Annotated in this window: 16 protein-coding genes; 11 read left to right on the plus strand and 5 right to left on the minus strand. The window is 43.9% G+C overall.

Going from position 1 to position 17,417, the window contains the following annotated elements:
- The first annotated feature begins 96 nt into the window (after positions 1-96).
- The 4 genes from AC13FX_RS03050 to AC13FX_RS03065 all read left to right on the plus strand — a co-directional run bounded on the left by AC13FX_RS03050 (position 97) and on the right by AC13FX_RS03065 (position 4,043).
- Complete coding sequence (locus AC13FX_RS03050) at positions 97-1,647, plus strand: hypothetical protein (protein WP_482878977.1); 1,551 nt, start codon at positions 97-99, stop codon at positions 1,645-1,647.
- Positions 1,632-2,390 (plus strand): ABC transporter ATP-binding protein, encoded by a 759-nt coding sequence (locus AC13FX_RS03055; RefSeq protein WP_482878978.1) that lies wholly within the window; start codon positions 1,632-1,634, stop codon positions 2,388-2,390. Before AC13FX_RS03050 ends, AC13FX_RS03055 begins: the two co-directional genes overlap by 16 nt.
- 68 nt (positions 2,391-2,458) lie before the next feature.
- On the plus strand, positions 2,459-3,148 hold the full coding sequence (locus AC13FX_RS03060) for a hypothetical protein (protein ID WP_482878979.1): 690 nt from the start codon (positions 2,459-2,461) through the stop codon (positions 3,146-3,148).
- A gap of 7 nt (positions 3,149-3,155) precedes the next feature.
- The gene (locus AC13FX_RS03065) at positions 3,156-4,043 is read left to right on the plus strand and encodes a mechanosensitive ion channel family protein (RefSeq protein ID WP_482878980.1); all 888 of its coding nucleotides are present in this window, start codon (positions 3,156-3,158) and stop codon (positions 4,041-4,043) included.
- Here AC13FX_RS03065 and AC13FX_RS03070 read toward each other — a convergent pair.
- Positions 4,019-4,489 (minus strand): GAF domain-containing protein, encoded by a 471-nt coding sequence (locus tag AC13FX_RS03070; RefSeq protein WP_482878981.1) that lies wholly within the window; start codon positions 4,487-4,489, stop codon positions 4,019-4,021. The two genes, AC13FX_RS03065 and AC13FX_RS03070, sit on opposite strands and share 25 nt — an antisense overlap.
- Positions 4,490-4,674: 185 nt before the next feature.
- On the opposite strand from AC13FX_RS03070, the gene AC13FX_RS03075 reads away from it, so the two are divergent.
- The 3 genes from AC13FX_RS03075 to AC13FX_RS03085 all read left to right on the plus strand — a co-directional run bounded on the left by AC13FX_RS03075 (position 4,675) and on the right by AC13FX_RS03085 (position 7,189).
- On the plus strand, positions 4,675-5,304 hold the full coding sequence (locus tag AC13FX_RS03075; RefSeq protein ID WP_482878983.1) for a MarC family NAAT transporter: 630 nt from the start codon (positions 4,675-4,677) through the stop codon (positions 5,302-5,304).
- Positions 5,304-5,750 (plus strand): DinB family protein, encoded by a 447-nt coding sequence (locus AC13FX_RS03080; protein WP_482878984.1) that lies wholly within the window; start codon positions 5,304-5,306, stop codon positions 5,748-5,750. The genes AC13FX_RS03075 and AC13FX_RS03080 overlap by 1 nt, the downstream gene beginning before the upstream one ends.
- Before the next feature lie 92 nt (positions 5,751-5,842).
- Positions 5,843-7,189 (plus strand): alanine/glycine:cation symporter family protein, encoded by a 1,347-nt coding sequence (locus AC13FX_RS03085; RefSeq protein ID WP_482878986.1) that lies wholly within the window; start codon positions 5,843-5,845, stop codon positions 7,187-7,189.
- A gap of 14 nt (positions 7,190-7,203) precedes the next feature.
- Here AC13FX_RS03085 and AC13FX_RS03090 read toward each other — a convergent pair whose 3' ends face one another.
- Positions 7,204-7,950 carry a hypothetical protein gene (locus tag AC13FX_RS03090; protein WP_482878987.1) on the minus strand — a complete coding sequence of 249 codons (747 nt, stop codon included), beginning with the start codon at positions 7,948-7,950 and terminating at the stop codon, positions 7,204-7,206.
- Between the two features lie 31 nt (positions 7,951-7,981).
- Positions 7,982-9,220, minus strand: a complete 1,239-nt coding sequence (locus AC13FX_RS03095; protein ID WP_482878988.1) for a hypothetical protein — start codon at positions 9,218-9,220, stop codon at positions 7,982-7,984.
- A 311-nt stretch (positions 9,221-9,531) separates the two neighbouring features.
- On the opposite strand from AC13FX_RS03095, the gene AC13FX_RS03100 reads away from it, so the two are divergent.
- From AC13FX_RS03100 to AC13FX_RS03110, 3 genes are all read left to right on the plus strand, one after another.
- Positions 9,532-11,943, plus strand: coding sequence for a zinc-dependent metalloprotease (locus tag AC13FX_RS03100; RefSeq protein ID WP_482878989.1), 2,412 nt, complete (start codon positions 9,532-9,534; stop codon positions 11,941-11,943).
- 101 nt (positions 11,944-12,044) lie between these two features.
- Positions 12,045-12,629: a leucyl/phenylalanyl-tRNA--protein transferase gene (aat, locus tag AC13FX_RS03105; RefSeq protein WP_482878990.1), complete on the plus strand. Its 585-nt coding sequence runs from the start codon at positions 12,045-12,047 to the stop codon at positions 12,627-12,629.
- A gap of 353 nt (positions 12,630-12,982) precedes the next feature.
- Positions 12,983-13,381, plus strand: a complete 399-nt coding sequence (locus tag AC13FX_RS03110) for a hypothetical protein (RefSeq protein ID WP_482878991.1) — start codon at positions 12,983-12,985, stop codon at positions 13,379-13,381.
- A 515-nt stretch (positions 13,382-13,896) separates the two neighbouring features.
- On the opposite strand, the gene AC13FX_RS03115 is transcribed toward AC13FX_RS03110, so the two are convergent.
- Together AC13FX_RS03115 and AC13FX_RS03120 are read right to left on the minus strand one after the other, a co-directional pair.
- On the minus strand, positions 13,897-14,757 hold the full coding sequence (locus AC13FX_RS03115; RefSeq protein ID WP_482878992.1) for an OmpA family protein: 861 nt from the start codon (positions 14,755-14,757) through the stop codon (positions 13,897-13,899).
- A 2-nt stretch (positions 14,758-14,759) separates the two neighbouring features.
- On the minus strand, positions 14,760-15,293 hold the full coding sequence (locus AC13FX_RS03120) for a DUF4398 domain-containing protein (protein ID WP_482878994.1): 534 nt from the start codon (positions 15,291-15,293) through the stop codon (positions 14,760-14,762).
- Positions 15,294-16,067: 774 nt separating this feature from the next.
- Here AC13FX_RS03120 and ffh point away from each other — a divergent pair.
- Positions 16,068-17,408: a signal recognition particle protein gene (gene ffh, locus AC13FX_RS03125; protein ID WP_482878995.1), complete on the plus strand. Its 1,341-nt coding sequence runs from the start codon at positions 16,068-16,070 to the stop codon at positions 17,406-17,408.
- Positions 17,409-17,417: the final 9 nt, after the last annotated feature.

Below are 17,417 nucleotides of genomic sequence, written 5' to 3' on the forward strand. Positions count from 1 at the left end.
GTAGCTTTTATTTGAATTTTCAAATAGAATAAACAGTTCTGTTATTTTATAATAGTTCACTGATTTTAAACAACTTCAATAAAAGCTGTACCAACCTTGTTTTACAAGCTGCTTACGCTTAACTGGCGTATCTTTATTTCAAATCTGAACCGGTTTCAGCTCATGCTGACCATCGGTTATATCCTGTTTCTCGGGATCATGCTTGTGAACCTCATCGGTACTGCTATTGTCGTGGTTCTTATGGATAGTCGGCCCTGGATGCAGGTTGAACTTCCCTGGCTCACCCCTGATATCTACAAATTCATTCTGCTTGTGTTTGGGAATGCCTACTGGCTGATGCATTTTTCATTTACCAATATGAGGCTCCTCAATATTGAAGAAAACCGAAAACTACTGGGTTTTGGATTTCCCCTTAAACGATTGGCCAAATACCTGACCCTCATTGGGTTCTGCCATCCCGTGAACATCATCTATAATTTTACCTGGGTGATCTTTTTGATGATGCAGGTCGATTTTGCCTATCAGGTTCCGGTTGGACTGGCAGCCATAGCCCTCAATTATGTACTCATTTATTCGGTTAAACACCGGTTCATCCGTGTGGTTGAAAAGAGATTCATTGCTGTAGTTGTTGGTTTTCTATTCCTGGTGTTTGGTCTATTTCAGCTCGTATCCTTATTTGCATCCAATTCAAGCCGGATATTTGCCGAGTTCATTCCTCAGGTTGAAACCGTGAATCATTTTCTTTCGTGGTTGCCAGGTGGCATCCTCATTCAGACCGTTACGGTAGAATACGGGTGGCTGAATGCCGGTATTATCTTTCTATTTGCAACTCTCTTGGTTGGCTTAACGGTCATCGATCACTTCAATAAGACCAAAGAGGGATTACTGAATCCCGGGCTTAAAAAGGCTGAGGAGGAAAGCAGTAAATTATGGGTATTCCTTAGAAAAGTATTGGGCAGAAATGCCGGTAAATATTATTTCTATGTCATGAAGCATCCCTACAACCGGCTGCAGGTGCTTACGCTAACTGTTATTCCGCTCGTCTATGTTCCCCTGTTAATGAATGTTGAATTCGAGATAGCCAAGACCATTTTAATTCCAACCATACTTGCCGGCATTCCGGTGGCCCTCTTAGCCATGGGAATGGCCAATATGTATGGGTACGAGAACCGGGAATTCCTGCTTCACCTTCAGTTTCCCATTGATCTTGAAAAACAACTTAAAGAGCGTTTTCTCGGCGTTATCGTGCTGCCTTTATTGGTTTTTTACCTGATCACCATCTTTGAACTGCTTGTCATTCCCGAGATCGGTTCACCCCTTCAAATTTTTGTAGCCAATACCTTTTTCTTTTTAATGTTCATGCTGTTATTCGTTTGGAGCTCATACTTTCAGTATCAGCGTGCAACCTACTCCTCATTTAGTTACAAACACCCGATCATCCCGCAAAAAGTTACTTTTGCCATTTCCTTCCTGATCTTTTCAATGGGATACCTTGTGTTTGTTCCTTTGGAAGGACTGGAGTGGTATCGACTTACTATAATGAGTACCGTTATCGTGATCATGGTGATCTACCTATGGCGACATATGGAAGTTTTAGTTAACCTGTTTAAAAACCGAGTATTGATGAGATTATGGAACGAGCTATAGAGATCGAACATCTTGTAAAGCGATATGAGGACGAACCGGTCCTGAAAGACCTGAATTTAAAGGTCCCTAAAGGAACCATTTTCGGTCTTATCGGCCCAAATGGTGCCGGAAAAAGTACCTTGATCGGAGTCTTGACAGGCCTGCTGAGTTTTGAAGAAGGAACTGTCTCCATTCACGGGATGGAGCTGAATCCTAAAAATGAACTTAATATCAAAAAGATCATAGCTTCTGTCCTACAGCCTCCCTTACTGTTTGAACAATTCACAAGCCTGGAGTTCATCGATTACATTTGTGAGATCTACGAGATCGAAAAAGATGGATTGGTCGAGAAAGCCTATTCACTAATGGATTTTTTTGATATAAAGGATTTTGCTAAGATAAAAGTCAACAAACTCTCATCCGGCAGCCGCAAAAAGCTTGCTTTTGTAACCGCTATCCTGGTTGAACCGAAGCTCATGTTGCTCGATGAACCTTTTGAATCGGTTGATGTCATTTCTATTGAACGTATGAAAACCGTGATCCGCAGGCTGAAGGAAAAAGGCGTCACGATCATCATTACAAGCCACATACTGGAAGTCGTAGAAAACCTGTGTGACGATATTGCCATATTGCATCAGGGAAAGATCAAAGCTTATCTGGATTCAGTTAGCCGGAAAGAACTCCAAAAAGACTCCAGTCTTCATGAGATCTTCGAAAAATATGTAGAGGTTGAACAAAAAGATCAGATCGTTGACTGGTTATAGTATTACACATCTCCTGCAATTATTGTATAATACTTTGGTACAATACTTTAATTAATGTGGGGAGAATTATGAAACTTCTTATTCAATCAACATTATTGGCCTTGCTTTGCACTTCTTTTGCGCTGGCCCAAAACCGACCTGATCCTAATGTTCCACAAGGGGAAAATCTTCAGGTGCCCGAAGGCTGGGAAATTCGCTTAGATCGTAATATGGAAGATGTCACCATTGGGTCAGATCCGGATTCATCTGATATTTATTTCGTAAATATGACTCCCGGTTGGCATATAACTTCCGGTCCCGCGGGAATTTACTACCACCCTTCCAATACCGCTTCAGATGAATATGAAGTCACAGCTGTGCTTCATCTTTTTGACCCGGGTGAAAGGAACAGAGAAGCCTTTGGCATCTTTGTGGGCGGAGAGAACCTTGATAACGACCAACAGAGTTATCTCTATTTTCTGATCCGGAACACCGGAGAATTTCTGATCAAAAAGAGGATGGGAAGTGAAACTGAAGTCATCAGGAATTGGACACCCAATGATTCCATTAATATTTATACCGACGACCTGGAAGATTCATCAGCTCAGAATACCCTGAGTGTGTCAGTTTCAGGTTCAGATATCATGTTTCACATCAATGGCTCAGAAGTAGCTTCTGTACCGGGTGATAACTACTCATCTGACGGGCTTTATGGGCTTAGAGTCAATCACAGTATTAACCTGCATATTTCAGATCTGGCTTACTCATCACTTGATTAACTGATCTATGACCTCATTCCGAGAAAGTTTCGAGATCCAACTACAAAAACTCCTTGAATCATTTCCTCAGATCATTGGTGCCATCGTTGCGATCACCCTCTTTTATTTTCTTGGGAAAATGGTTAGTAATGGCATTTATAAGATCCTTGGTAAGCGTAAAACCATAGCAACCAAGCAAACCCGTTTAGTACGTCGCATAGTACGATGGGTTTTCAATCTCATGGGGTTTTTTATCGCATTGAACATCCTTGGTTTAACTCAGGTAGCTATGAGTTTTTTAGCTGCCGGGGGAGTGGTGGCTGTTGTCCTCGGCTTTGCTTTCAGAGAGATCGGAGAAAACCTGCTGGCCGGCCTTTTCTTATCCTTTAGCCGGTCATTTTCGGTGGGAGACCTCATTGAAAGTAATGGGATCAGAGGTGTTGTGAAACGTATTGAGATACGGGATGTTCATATCCGGTCGGCCGATGGCTGTGATATCTATATCCCCAGCGCTACCATCTATAAAAACCCACTTCATAACTTCACCCGCGATGGACTTCGACGGGCTGACTTCACCATAGGAATAGATTATGGTGATGACCTAAAAGATGCCATCCGTGTACTTCATGAGAGTATTGGTGACAGTGACTATATACTGAACAGTCCGGCACCGGCTATTCAGATCTCAAACTTTACCACTTCGTATGTAGAATTACAGATATTATTCTGGGTGAACCTGTTTGAAACTGATCTTGACTTATTTGAGATCAGATCCATGACCATGGATGCCTGCCATAGCATACTTGCAAAAAATAATTTCACTTTCAGCTCAAATGTAACTACTGCAGTTGATATGCTGCCGGTTCAGGTTAAACTAAATACAGATCGTGATCAAAATTCTGGATCCAGCAACTGAGCGATCTCTTCTAGCAGGGTTCTCTGCTCTTTAGTGATGGATCCGCGAGTATTTGAATCGATATCGATCTGAGCCACAAAAGCATCCCCTTTCATGATCGGGACCACGATCTCTGACTGAACATCCACACTACATGCAATGTAGTTTTCCTCCTCATGTACATTTTGTGAAACAAATGTTTCGTGTGATATAGCCACTTGCCCGCATATTCCCCTCCCAAACGGGATACGGGTATGATCTGTGGTTTCCCCCACAAATGGGCCAAGATGCAGCTCTTCCTTGCCTTCAGGGTCCGCAAAATAAAACCCGACCCAATCGAAAGTTTCTATTTCGCTCGCTAATAATTCGCAAATAGCCAACAATTTATTATCGCGGTCATCGCTACGACTGAGGATCTTTTTTATCTCTGTTATGATATGTTCTTTAATTTTTTCTGTAAGCTTCATTCCTGTCTGGCAATTTTCAATAATCAAATGCGGTATTTTCTGATATCACGGTGTAAATAATATGAAGCCAAAGTTAAGCTTTACGCAATGCAAAAACATCTTCTTTAAATTCAAAAAAAGCTCCTTATCTTTGGGACCTGATGGAAGAACTTTTTAACGACATAATACCCTTTTCAACTCTATTTATGAGTGCACTAGGCCTTTTTGCAGCCAGTTTCTCCTCTCTTTTTTCTGTGGTGAATCCTTTTGCTGCCATGCCTGTCTATATTTCTCTTATGGAAGGTCATACGGATGCTGAAAAAGCTCGTACCGCCAGAAAAGCGAGCACATATATGTTCTTTGTATTGATCATCTTTCTGTTGATCGGGACCTATATACTGAGTTTTTTCGGGATCAGCTTACCGGGTATTCAAATTGCCGGTGGCCTTGTGATCGTACGCTCAGGATTTTCTATGCTGAGTCCACAAAATGGAGGGAAAAAACTCACTAAAAAAGATCAGGAAGCTGCTATGGAAAAGGAAGATGTTTCCTTTAGTCCACTTGCCATGCCTCTACTTTCCGGCCCCGGCAGTATTGCAGTCGTGATCGGTTTTGGCTCCGAAGCCCAGGGTGTGACCGATTATTTTGTAAGTGGATTGGCTGTTTTTTTCACCGCTCTTTTAGCTTATCTCATACTGAGGATCTCCCCTAAACTAGTGAAATACATAGGAAGCTCAGGCATGTCTGTTATTACACGCATGATGGGATTCATTGTACTGGCCATTGGTGTGCAATTCGTGATCAACGGCATTTCTAAATTTTATGGTATTGGGTAATGGATCTTCAAAAGCTTGTGAATTACGACAAGTGGGCTAACAAAAAGATCCTTCAGGTTATTCATGATATTGAAGAACCATCTCTTCTTGAGGAAATTGAAACCCTTTTCGCTCACCTGTTAACGGCCCAGGTGGTGTGGATGAACAGAATTGAAGATCAGTCCCTGCCGGACCGGATCTGGCCACAGCTAACTTTTTCTGAAATGAGATCCCTGGTGGAGGATAATCCTGCTAAACTTCAAAAAATGATCTCCAGAAAAAATGAGGCCATTGTTTATAAAAACTCTAAAGGTACAGTCTTTAATAATACCGTAGAAGAGATCCTGGTTCATCTCACCATTCACGGGCAACATCATCGGGCACAAATTGCAAACCTGTTACGCCAAAACGGTATCGAACCTCCGGCAACCGATTTCATCTTTTTTCTTCGAACATTAGACAATTAAGCTTCCGATAGTTAGTTTCTACGCTTAATCGAAATAAAACGGACATCATTCTGCAACTCCTCGAAGAATATTTAGCTGCCTTTTCATCCTTCATGTGGGGGTATCCACTCGTCATATTATTGGTTGGTGGCGGACTCTGGTTTTTGATCTACTCCGGCTTCACCCCTTTCAAGTTTTTCTTCCACGCCATCGATCTGGTACGTGGAAAGTATGACAATCCTGATGATCCCGGTGACATCAACCACTTCGAGGCTCTTTCAACAGCCCTGGCTTCCACGGTTGGAATGGGAAATATAAGTGGAGTGGCAGTGGCGATCGTTATGGGTGGACCCGGTGCCCTTTTCTGGATGTGGATGAGTGCCATTGTCGGGATGGCAACAAAATATTTTACTTGTACCCTTTCCATCATGTACAGGGGTGAAGACAGTTCAGGTAAGATACAAGGCGGTCCCATGTATGTGATCCGTGAAGGCCTGAACAAAAAATGGATGCCACTGGCGTATTTATTTGCCCTGGCCGGATTATTTGGGCCGTTACCTATCTTCCAAACGAACCAGCTGGTTCAAATTTTAAGAGATTTTATTTACATCCCAAATGGCTGGGTTGAAGCCGATGCGGCCTTTTCAGGAAATCTGATCACCGGTATCGCATTGGTCGGACTCGTTTCTCTTGTGATATTTGGCGGTATAACCAAGATCGGGAAGGTAGCTTCCAAATTGGTCCCATCTATGGTTGTGATCTATTTCGTTTCTGTTGTATTTATTCTCGTGGTTCACATTACCGAAGTACCCCATTACCTGGGGTTGATCGTTACGGATGCCTTTACCGGTAAAGCCGTGATGGGCGGAGCGGTAGGTCAGCTGATCATCATCGGAATTCAGCGTGCAGCTTTCTCAAACGAAGCAGGAATCGGTACGGAGTCACTGGCTCACGGTGCTTCCAAAACCAAAGAACCGGTCAGGGAAGGATTAGTTGCCATGATGGAGCCTGCCATTGATACGCTGATCGTTTGCACGATGACCGCCCTTGCCATTCTGGTGACCGGAGTGTGGCAAACCACCGAGGCCAACGGTGTTACACTTACCTTGAATGCCTTCAATGAAGCCTTACCCACGTTTGGAACCTACCTGTTGATGATCTCCGTATTCACCTTCAGCGTCAGTTCGATGCTGTCCTATTCCTACTATGGCTCCAAATGCCTTGGCTTCCTGCTTGGGGCAGACAAGCAACACCTCTATAATTATTTCTACGTTTTCTCAATCATCTTTGGAGCCGTTGCCTCGTTAGATGCCGTTATCAACCTGATCGATGGGATGTTTGCACTAATGGCTGTTCCCACCATGGTCTCGGCTCTGTTACTGTCTCCAAAAGTGAGAGCTGCTACCAAGGATTATTTCACGAGATTAAGAGCAGGGGAGTTCAAGGAGTATAAGAATTAATGTTCATAAGATGATCAATCCACTCTCCGTGCGCGAACGCCGAAGTCCACATTATCCTCTATCCACTCTACAAAACGATCCTGTTCCTTCATTGACAGATCAGGCTCATAAAGTGTAGAGTCATTCCACATGGTCATGACCTCGGCATCCTGTGTCCACACCTTAACTCTGCGCCGGGGCACTTTAGTTTGCCAGTTTCGGCCGGTAGTGGCGTCTGTATAGAGTATCCTGATAGTAATATTTCTTGAAAGTCGCTCAAGTGGAGAAAGGTCGATACTTCGATAGTCTGTCTCTCCATCTTTGATCACATCGGGAATTCCATCACTTAGCATAACAACAGAAACAGGGCGCAGCATCAAATTTTTATTACGAATGGTCAGTGCGATCTGCTCAAAAAATGCATTGAAATCCGTAAATGGATTTTGAACATCCTTAGGAAATATCTCCCGAAGTTGTTCTTCGATCTCAGGTACACTTCTGTTCTCAAATGTATGAATGGGGTAAAAGGTTTTAGGCTCATTTTCATTTGCCCCTCCAATTGAACTGACAAATAAAACATTAGGCACTTCCATCTCTCCAATTCCATTTAAGTGGGCATAGATATAGTGTGAAAGAAACTCGATAGAGTTATCATAGTGCCCACTGTTTATAAAGGAACCGCTGACATCAACCCCGATGAACATAGACAGCCTGGGATTTGGCTCATCTGAAGTGGTACAACCTGAAAGAAACAATACTGCTATCAGGAAACAGGATCTCATATAATTAATCATAATCTTATCCTTCATTAAATTAATTAGCTGTTGCTTTTCCTTTCACAGGTTTCACCTTCTCAGGTTTATCTGTTCGCATAAAGTTACCGGCCCTTTTAAGGCTTTCCATATCCGTAAGGGGTAACTCAAACATGTGCTTGTTAGCTACCAATAGCGTACAAAAGTTGATAGCCGAGGCTACCAGCTGTAAAGGAGGCAGCATAAATGCCTCTATCAACTCATCTCCTTTTTCCTGTACCCAGTCAATATTATCTTTGATGGCCGTCATGTACTCATCAGTATCAAAGATCTGCTTCGATAGTTTTTTTGAAACCGCAGTCTCTTTTTCTTTATTAGACTGAATACCCTTTCCCTGTATGATCGACATAATGGTCGGGGTACCATACGAGGCAAAAAGGAACCACGATAAACTCCGAATACCAAACCAGACAAAAGCAGAAATGGCAAGGATACCACCGATACCGATCTGGAAATCTTCGGCATACATTGCAAACCAGGGAACCAGCGCATCTACAAACTCACGATAGAGGAATAAAACCTCTACCAATAGAACAATGATCTCAATAGCTGTTATACCAATTATCTGTGATACATTTTTCTCTTTAAAAGCATCTACGAAAGTCGATAGAACGGCATAACTACCTAATACTATAAAAAACAGGAATGTGAATAGAGCCACTCTCATCAAGCCTACATCTATAGTCTCACCCGTTATATTAGAAAGGGTATCTAACACAAGCGGAGTTGTCACATAAGTGAAAATGGTGGCTTCAATAAGCACCCAGAAAATGGTCAGAAATACCGCAATAAGTGGTACTGAGGACCCTGTTACTTTTTTACCTGCTGAGCCGATCAAGCGGAAAGGCATCAAAAGAACGGTTTGAAGGATAGCCATTACTCCAAGAACCAACATCTTTAGCATTCCCAGCAGATATACGATCAGATAAAAGCAAAAATTTGCGATACCTGCCCAGTAATAGGCCACTGATCTGCCCAGGTCCCACCATGTACTGAAAAGCGACAGGATATATTCTTTCCGGTCGTGCCTGAATATTACCGATAAGATGGTTGGTATGGTTACCCAGCAAGCCAGGATAAAACCGAATACCGGTAAAAGTAAGAATACCCTCTTCAGCGACATAGCCCACACCGGATCACCGGCTGCCCAGGCAAATGCCAAAAATTCCTCCTGAAAGAAGGTCGGAAACAGCAATATTGAAAAGACAATATTGGCTATAGTACTTGTATCATTGTTCATAATTCTAGGATTTAGTTAAACAATTTCTGCACCTAAATCCCCGCAAGCCTTGCGTATCTGCACCTATAAGAAGTTCCGGCAGAGCCATTTGTTACATTATCTAATCTTTGTAAACCTGCTTTTCAGAACGCCATTTATTCTCATACCTGAAGCAATCAGGTATTGTTCCGACATGGTTTCTATGAATATGACCTAACCCTTTAACATAGATTTGCTTACACAACTACTTTAGTATTTTCCTTAACGCTTCATCTTTCGCATATTCCTTTATTCATTTTCATTCAGAATTCAACATTCATAACCCCATTTCTATGAAGCGAACGTTACTTTTCTTGATGATGGCTTTTATCTCTGTACAAGCCACAGCCCAGATACCTACCATTTCAGAAAAAACTGAAGGTCTTACCAAAACAGAAGGGTTCTTCGATTATTATTACGATGAATCCAAAGATCAGCTCTGGCTCGAGATCGATAAACTGGATACGGAATTCATCTATGTAAACTCACTTACAGCCGGCATCGGGTCGAATGATATCGGGCTTGATCGTGGTCAGCTCGGGGATACACGCATCGTATATTTTGAAAGACGCGGACCAAAGATCATGATGGTTCAACCCAATTACGGATATCGGGCGGAAACCGATAATGCCCTTGAGAAAAAATCAGTTCAGGAAGCCTTTGCTAAATCTATCCTGGGTGGATTTGAGATCGCTGCTGAAGAAAATGGAAAAGTACTGATCGACCTCACCCCGTTTCTCATGCAAGACGCGCATGGGGTCACAACTTCGCTGAGCCGATCAAATCAAGGATCCTACAGCCTTGATAAGAACCGGTCGGCTTTGTATCCGGAAGGAACCATGAATTTTCCGAAGAATTCAGAATTTGAAGTCACCCTGACCTTTGCCGGTAATAATCCCGGTGGCTGGGTTCGCTCAGTGGTTCCCACCCCTGAGGCTATCACGGTACGTCAGCATCATTCCTTTGTGGAACTCCCGGATGACGGTTACGAAAAAAGAGAATACGACCCTCGCGCCGGTTATTTCGGCATCACCTACCAGGATTATGGCACTCCTATAGACGAACCGCTTGTAAAACGTTTCATTTCCAGACACAGACTGGAAAAAAAGAATCCCAGTGCTGCTGTAAGTGAGCCTGTAGAACCTATCGTCTATTATCTGGATAATGGAACTCCGGAACCCGTCAGAAGCGCGTTATTGGATGGTGCCCGCTGGTGGAATCAGGCATTTGAAGCAGCCGGCTATAAAGATGCCTTCATCGTCAAGGTACTCCCTGAAGATGCTCACCCCCTGGATGTTCGCTACAATGTGATACAGTGGATCCATCGTTCTACCCGGGGGTGGTCATACGGTTCTTCCGTTAGAGACCCAAGAACCGGCGAGATCATCAAAGGGCATGTCTCTCTCGGTTCACTCCGTGTTCGTCAGGATTTCCTGATCGCAGAGGGATTGCTGGCCCCTTATGCTGATGAATCTGAAGAAAATACCGTGATGCAGGAGATGGCATTGGCCCGTATCCGACAGCTTTCAGCCCATGAAGTGGGACATACCATCGGGATCGCCCACAATTTTGCCGCAAGTGTTATCAATGATGCTTCAGTCATGGATTACCCACATCCACAACCCAGGATCGTTAATGGAGAGATCGACCTCTCTAACCCATATGATGTTGGAATTGGCGAATGGGATAAGATGGCCGTGGCTTATGGCTATCAGGACTTTCCGGATGGAACCGATGAAAAAGCTGCTCTTAACGAAATTCTGAATGAAGCCTACGATTCTGGCTTAAAATACATCTCTGATCAGGATGCACGCCCGCAGAGCGGAGCTCATCCCTATGCTCATTTATGGGAATTTGGAAATGACCCGGTTGAGCAATTACCAACTATCATGAAGATCCGCAAAACAGCCCTTGAGAATTTTGGTGAAGCAAATCTTGAAAGCGGGCGACCATTGGCAGAGCTTCAGGATGTACTCGTTCCTATTTATTTATTCCATCGCTATCAGGTGGAAGCTACCGTTAAGTTGATCGGCGGGCTGGATTACACTTATAAGGTAAAGGGCGATGATCAGGCCTATCCTGAGATCGTCGATAAAAACACGCAAGAAGAAGCACTCAGCGCAATGTTGGCCACTATATCTCCTGAAGCACTGGCATTACCGGAAGATCTTTTGGAGATCATTCCTCCGCGTCCTGCCGGACTTGGTTATTCCCGTGAATTATTTAACGGTAACACGGGGCCTGCTTTAGATGCCCTTGGTATAGCAGAAACAGCCGCTGATCTTCCTGTCAGCCTGATCCTGAATGCTGATCGTGCCAATCGTTTGGTGGAATATTCCGCCAGAACCGGTAATCTCAGCCTGGAAGATGTCCTCAATGGGCTCATCAGCGTGAGCTGGGATCAAAAATCACCTGAAGGGTATTTAGGTTCTGTTCACCGTGTTGTAAAGCATGTGGTGCTTAAAAATATCATCCGTCTTGCTGCATCAGGCAATGCCAACCCGGTAACAAAGGCTATCACTCATAATAAGCTAACCGATCTTCAGACTATGCTTTCCGGTAAACAAGATGCAGATAGCCAGTATGGAGCCCATTTGATCGCACAGTACCTCACAAACCCAGAAGAATTTGAGGTTGAGGATGCTCCGTCCCCACCACCCGGCTCTCCGATCGGCAGTGGCGGTATGTACTATTGTGAGTTTTAAAAAATATGGTGTTACAGCGCGAAGGTGTTACGGTGTTATGGTGCTGCCAAAGCATACCATAACACCGTAACACCAAAACACCATCGCACTAACCATTGACTATGCGAATCATCCCACCCGAAAATCTGCTTGAAGCCTATGCACAGGGGATCTTCCCAATGGCTGAAAGTAAGGATGCTGAGAATGTAGATTGGTACACCACCCGTAAACGTGGAATTATCCCTATCGGTGAATTTCACACTTCAGATAATCTTGCCCGAATTATTAGACAAGAACGATTTAAGGTACGGGTAAATCATAATTTCAGGGAAGTGGTAAAACAGTGCGCCAATCGTGACTCCACATGGATCAACGACCTGATCATCAATTCCTATGATGTTCTGAACCAGCATGGTAATGCCTGCAGTGTAGAGACCTATCGGGAAGGTAACTTAGTGGGCGGATTGTATGGGGTTAAACTCAAAGCAGCTTTTTTCGGGGAAAGCATGTTCAAAAAAGAGAAGTGGGCCGATAAAGTGGCTTTATACTACTGCCATGAAATTTTACAGAAGAATGGATTCTTACTGTGGGATACTCAGTTTTACACTGAGCACCTCGCTCAATTTGGCTGTATCGAAATTGAAGCTCATGAATATGACCAAATGCTGGATGAGGCCTTGAAAAAAGATTGTGAGTTTAAATTATAATCGTTCAATTTAAATCACGATCACCACTCCGAAACTAGCGCAAGCATCCCGCTTGTGCGATGTTGAATTAGGCAATAAAACTATTATGTCAAGTATTCATCCAAGCGAGACGCTTGAACGAGGAGCAGCCGGACACTTGTACCATGAACAAAAATAGTGCGAGGGTGTTACGGTGTTATAGTTTGATTCAGAAAACTATAACACCGTAACACCAAATCACCATCACCCTTAAAAAAACCACCCCGGAGTGTGAATCCTAAAACTCACCTCCGAAGCAGCCATTTGGATAGGATACTCATTACACTGATATTAAAATGAATGGTTACATTACAATTGTAAAACTATTTTCATCTATGAATCTCAGGTACAAACCAAACAGGCATCTTGACCGACTTCAAAAGATCCTGAACTTTGATGTCAGTGACAGCTTTCCAGGACCCTCTTTTCTGTTTCTGGATACTGTGTCCCGAGCCGGTATTTTTGCGGCAATACTATCCACCCCTGTCATATTGTGGGATCTGTATAAGTTAAAGCGCTATGGATGGCTGATCTCTTTTGTTCTGTTTATAGTTTTACCGACCTTTGCATTCTACACCATGTTTGATCTCATCGGATGGCTGAATGTACTGGTCCTGTTTCCCCTGCTGTTTTTGGGAGTGTACTATTACATCCTTCGACTCACCATCCCTAACTGGCGGGAACCGATCTTTACCACCACCCCGGGCTTAGATTACGAGCAAGACCAGGAGTAGGTATTTTCCAACAGTATAATTGACCTGATGTTGCCCGGCTTTTTGTGCCGACGCAGAGCGTCTGCACGAGGCGATGATAGATTATACCACTTGCCTATACCACAACCTCTTTTCGCACTGACGCAGAGCATTAGTACAAGGCAATTTTTTGACACAGGTTTTCAATTCAGACTTATCTCCGTCTTCAGGAGCATGTCCCATAGGGACATTATGTTTGTAAAAAAGAGAACCTAAAGACCGTGTGCCGTAGGTACACTATAAAGTCTTTGAGGCCTAAGCATATCGTACCTCCGGCACGATCATCATAGCTGGAAGGTCCCTTTTTACAATTATACCGTCCCTAACGGGACGAACGTTAGTCGTCAGATAAACTCAAGGGTTTGATATGACCATCTTAACCTTTTTCCCGAATCAAATTCCATCTTTCGGCTCAGTTCAAATAGAAAAAGTAATTTGGATCAGCGGGAGCCGGGTGATGGAATGAACTGACCTAATGGAAAGAAGTGACCATCCAGTTACTGATCCCGCTGGGTTACAATCCCATTTTCATCTGAGATAATGATCTCAACCCTTCTGTTTTGCTGACGTCCCGCTTCATTCATATTCGTTGCCACAGGGTATTGTTCACCATAACCAATAGTTTGTATTCGCTGAGACGATATCCCTCTTCTTGTCAGAGCCATTTTCAATGCATCGGCTCGCCGCTGAGATAGTGATCTGTTGTATTCTTCAGAACCGACACTGTCTGTAAAGCCCTCGATCTGTATCGTCCGTTCGGGGTACTCACTCAGAAAATTTGATAGTTCCTCAACCACATTAGAAGCACCGGGTTTAAGGTTCGCACTGTCAAAGTCGAAGAGAACATCTCTCAGCGTTAATACCATCCCTCTTTCGCTTTGTTTGGCTTCCATCTCACTCAACCTATTTGCCAGGTCTTTGGCCTCGTTTCTTGCCTTTTCCACTTCCTCGAGGGCTTTCTTTGCTCGCTGTTCTGCCGCCACGGCTTCTGCTCTTCTTGCTTCAATCAAAACTCTTTGGCGTTCTGCTTCAGCACGACTCACTTCATCCTGAGCTGCATTTAGTTTAGCCGTCTCCCGTGCAATTTTGGTTTTTTGCTGGGCAATGTATGCGTAGTGTTCCACATATTTCTTATCCCCTTTCTCTCTCCATATCTGCTGACTCTGTTCCAGGGCTTCTTCAGCTTCCTTCAAAGCCACCGGGGCTTTCATTACTATCAGGGAATCACTTTCAGCTTGTCGGTAAGATTCTTCTGCCTGAATAAGTAGCGGATTGTTTTGAGGTGGGCCGCCACAACCTATTAAGATCACAGTAAGTGCTACAATTGCCCCGTAGAATAGGTTATGTGAATAATCCATGATCAATTTTGCTCCCTGTTAATGTTTTTCCGTATCTCTTCCTGAAGTACCCTTATGCTTTCCCTCAGCTGATCTACTGCCTGCTGTGATTTTGAGGACAGTGTCTTTATCTGAGCAAGTTCCGCATCTACCATGGCTTTCTCAGCTACTAATTCCGCTTCCTCGTATTTTTCCTGACTGACCATTTCCCTGGCTTTTTCCAGCTTTTTACGGGCTTCGCGAAGTTCAAGTGGGGCGTAATTCTCTGCACCCACCTGTTCTGCCTGCTTTATGGAGGTTTCAAGTTGTGTGAGCTGCTGCGTGGGCGGTTTGGTACTTGCACAGGCCCCCATCATCAGGAAAAGGACTGCCGGTAGAATCCAGTGTTTCATCATTATCGTATGTTTGATATGAGAGTTATTTATCTCTAATCCAACTTTACTGAGTTTGTTCCCGGGTGGTTTGGCAAGCATCTCTTGTTCGTGCCGACGCAGAGCGTCTGCACGAGGCGATGATAGATTATACCACTTGCCTATACCACAACCTCTTGTTCGCACTGACGCAGAGCATTAGTACAAGGCAATTTGTTGACACAGGTTTTTCAACTCAGACTTATCTCCGTCTTCAGGAGCATGTCCCAAAGGGACATTATATTTGTAAAAAAGAAAACCTAAAGACCCTGTGCCGTAGGTACACTATGAAGTGTTTGAGGCCTAAGCATATCGTACCTACGGCACGAACTTTACAGCTGGAAGGTCCTTTTTTACAAATATACCGTCCCTGGCGGGACGAAAATTAGTCATTAGATACATTCAAGGGTTTGATATGACCATCCTGACCTTTTTTCCGAATCAAATTCCATCATTCGGTTCAATCTGAACAGGGGGAAGTTTCCATTTTTGAGAGAACCGGGTGATGGAATGCGTTATGGGCTCGGATGGGTAATCATCAATCACACAGCTTCTCTTCGTGCCGACGCAGAGCGTCGGCACGAGAGCGAAAGGCTCCGAAGTTGAATCAACCACCATCCATCACCCCGTTTCTCATCGATACTACAACAGACCTCCATTTCAGAGAAACGGAATGATGGATTTGATGCTGATTGGCCCAAACGTTGTGATCCCGAATCCTCGGGAGGACGTTCGCAGATTGATTAAAACATTCCCAGCCCATCCGCAAAATCAGCGTCATCCGTGTTCCATTCGGATGTCACCACCAACTTTGATTCCCACTCAAAAACATTTATCCACATTGTTGTTGATAACGCGAAAAAGAACTCGTATTTTTACAGGCTCTGTAATTGGCGGAGAAAATCGATTTGATACAATACCATGTTTGAAGATCTGTCCTCAAAATTAGATAAAGCATTTCAATCCCTGAAAGGGGAAGCTCGCATCACGGATGTGAATATAGCGGAGACTGTCCGTGAAATTCGCCGTGCCCTGCTTGATGCTGACGTTAATTATGAGGTTGCCCGCCAGTTTACGGAAGATATAAAAGAGCAGGTGCTTGGTTCTGATGTACTCACCAGTGTTAATCCCGGCCAACAGTTCACGAAGATCGTGCACGACAAGCTGGTTGAAACATTTGGTGGCGAAAAGGCCGATATCGCACTGGCTCCAACCCCACCTACTGTAATTCTTATAGCCGGACTTCAGGGTTCGGGTAAAACGACCTTTACCGGTAAGTTAGCCCGACACTTAAAGCAGGAGCATAAAAGGAATCCTCTTCTTGCTGCCGCCGATGTTTATCGCCCTGCCGCTGTTGACCAGCTAAAGACACTCGCTTCTCAAATTGATGTTCCGGTGTACTCCATCGAACAGAAAGATGCCGTTCGCGTTGCCAAAGAGGCTGTTTCCATGGCCAAAAGTCTGGCACTCGACACGGTTATTATTGATACCGCGGGTCGTTTACATGTAGATGAGGATATGATGAACGAGGTTGCGGAGATCAAGAAGGCCGTAAATCCTCATGAGATCCTGTTTGTGGTCGATTCCATGACCGGACAGGATGCTGTTAACACAGCCAAAGAATTCAACGAACGTATTGATTTCGACGGTGTGGTTCTTACCAAACTGGATGGTGATACCCGTGGTGGTGCTGCCCTCTCCATTAAGTCCGTTGTAAACAAGCCTATCAAATTTGTGAGTACCGGTGAAAAACTGGATGCTCTCTCTCCTTTTTACCCTGACCGTATGGCTCAGCGTATTCTGGGCATGGGTGATGTGGTTTCGTTTGTTGAAAAAGCTCAAAAAGAATTTGACGAGAAAGAAGCTGAAAAACTTCAAAAGAAAATACGATCGGATAAATTCGATCTGAATGACTTTCTCGAGCAAATTCAGAAGATCAAGAAAATGGGAGATTTCTCTGATCTCGTTAATATGATACCCGGCGCCAGCAAAGCATTGGATGATGCAGAGATCGATGACGATGCGTTCAAACCGATTGAAGCTATAATCTTATCAATGACGCCGGAGGAGCGCCAGGAACCAGAGCTATTGAATGGAAGTCGAAGACGACGAATAGCAAAAGGATCTGGCACCACAGTTCGTGAGATAAATCAACTCATGAAGCAGTTCGATCAAATGAAAAGTATGATGAAGACCATGTCAAAAATGGGTAAAGCCGGACGTGCTCTTCAAGGACTGAAAAATCTGCCTATCGGCCGATAAGAACTTATA

The organism is Gracilimonas sp. B-17 (assembly GCF_056857935.1).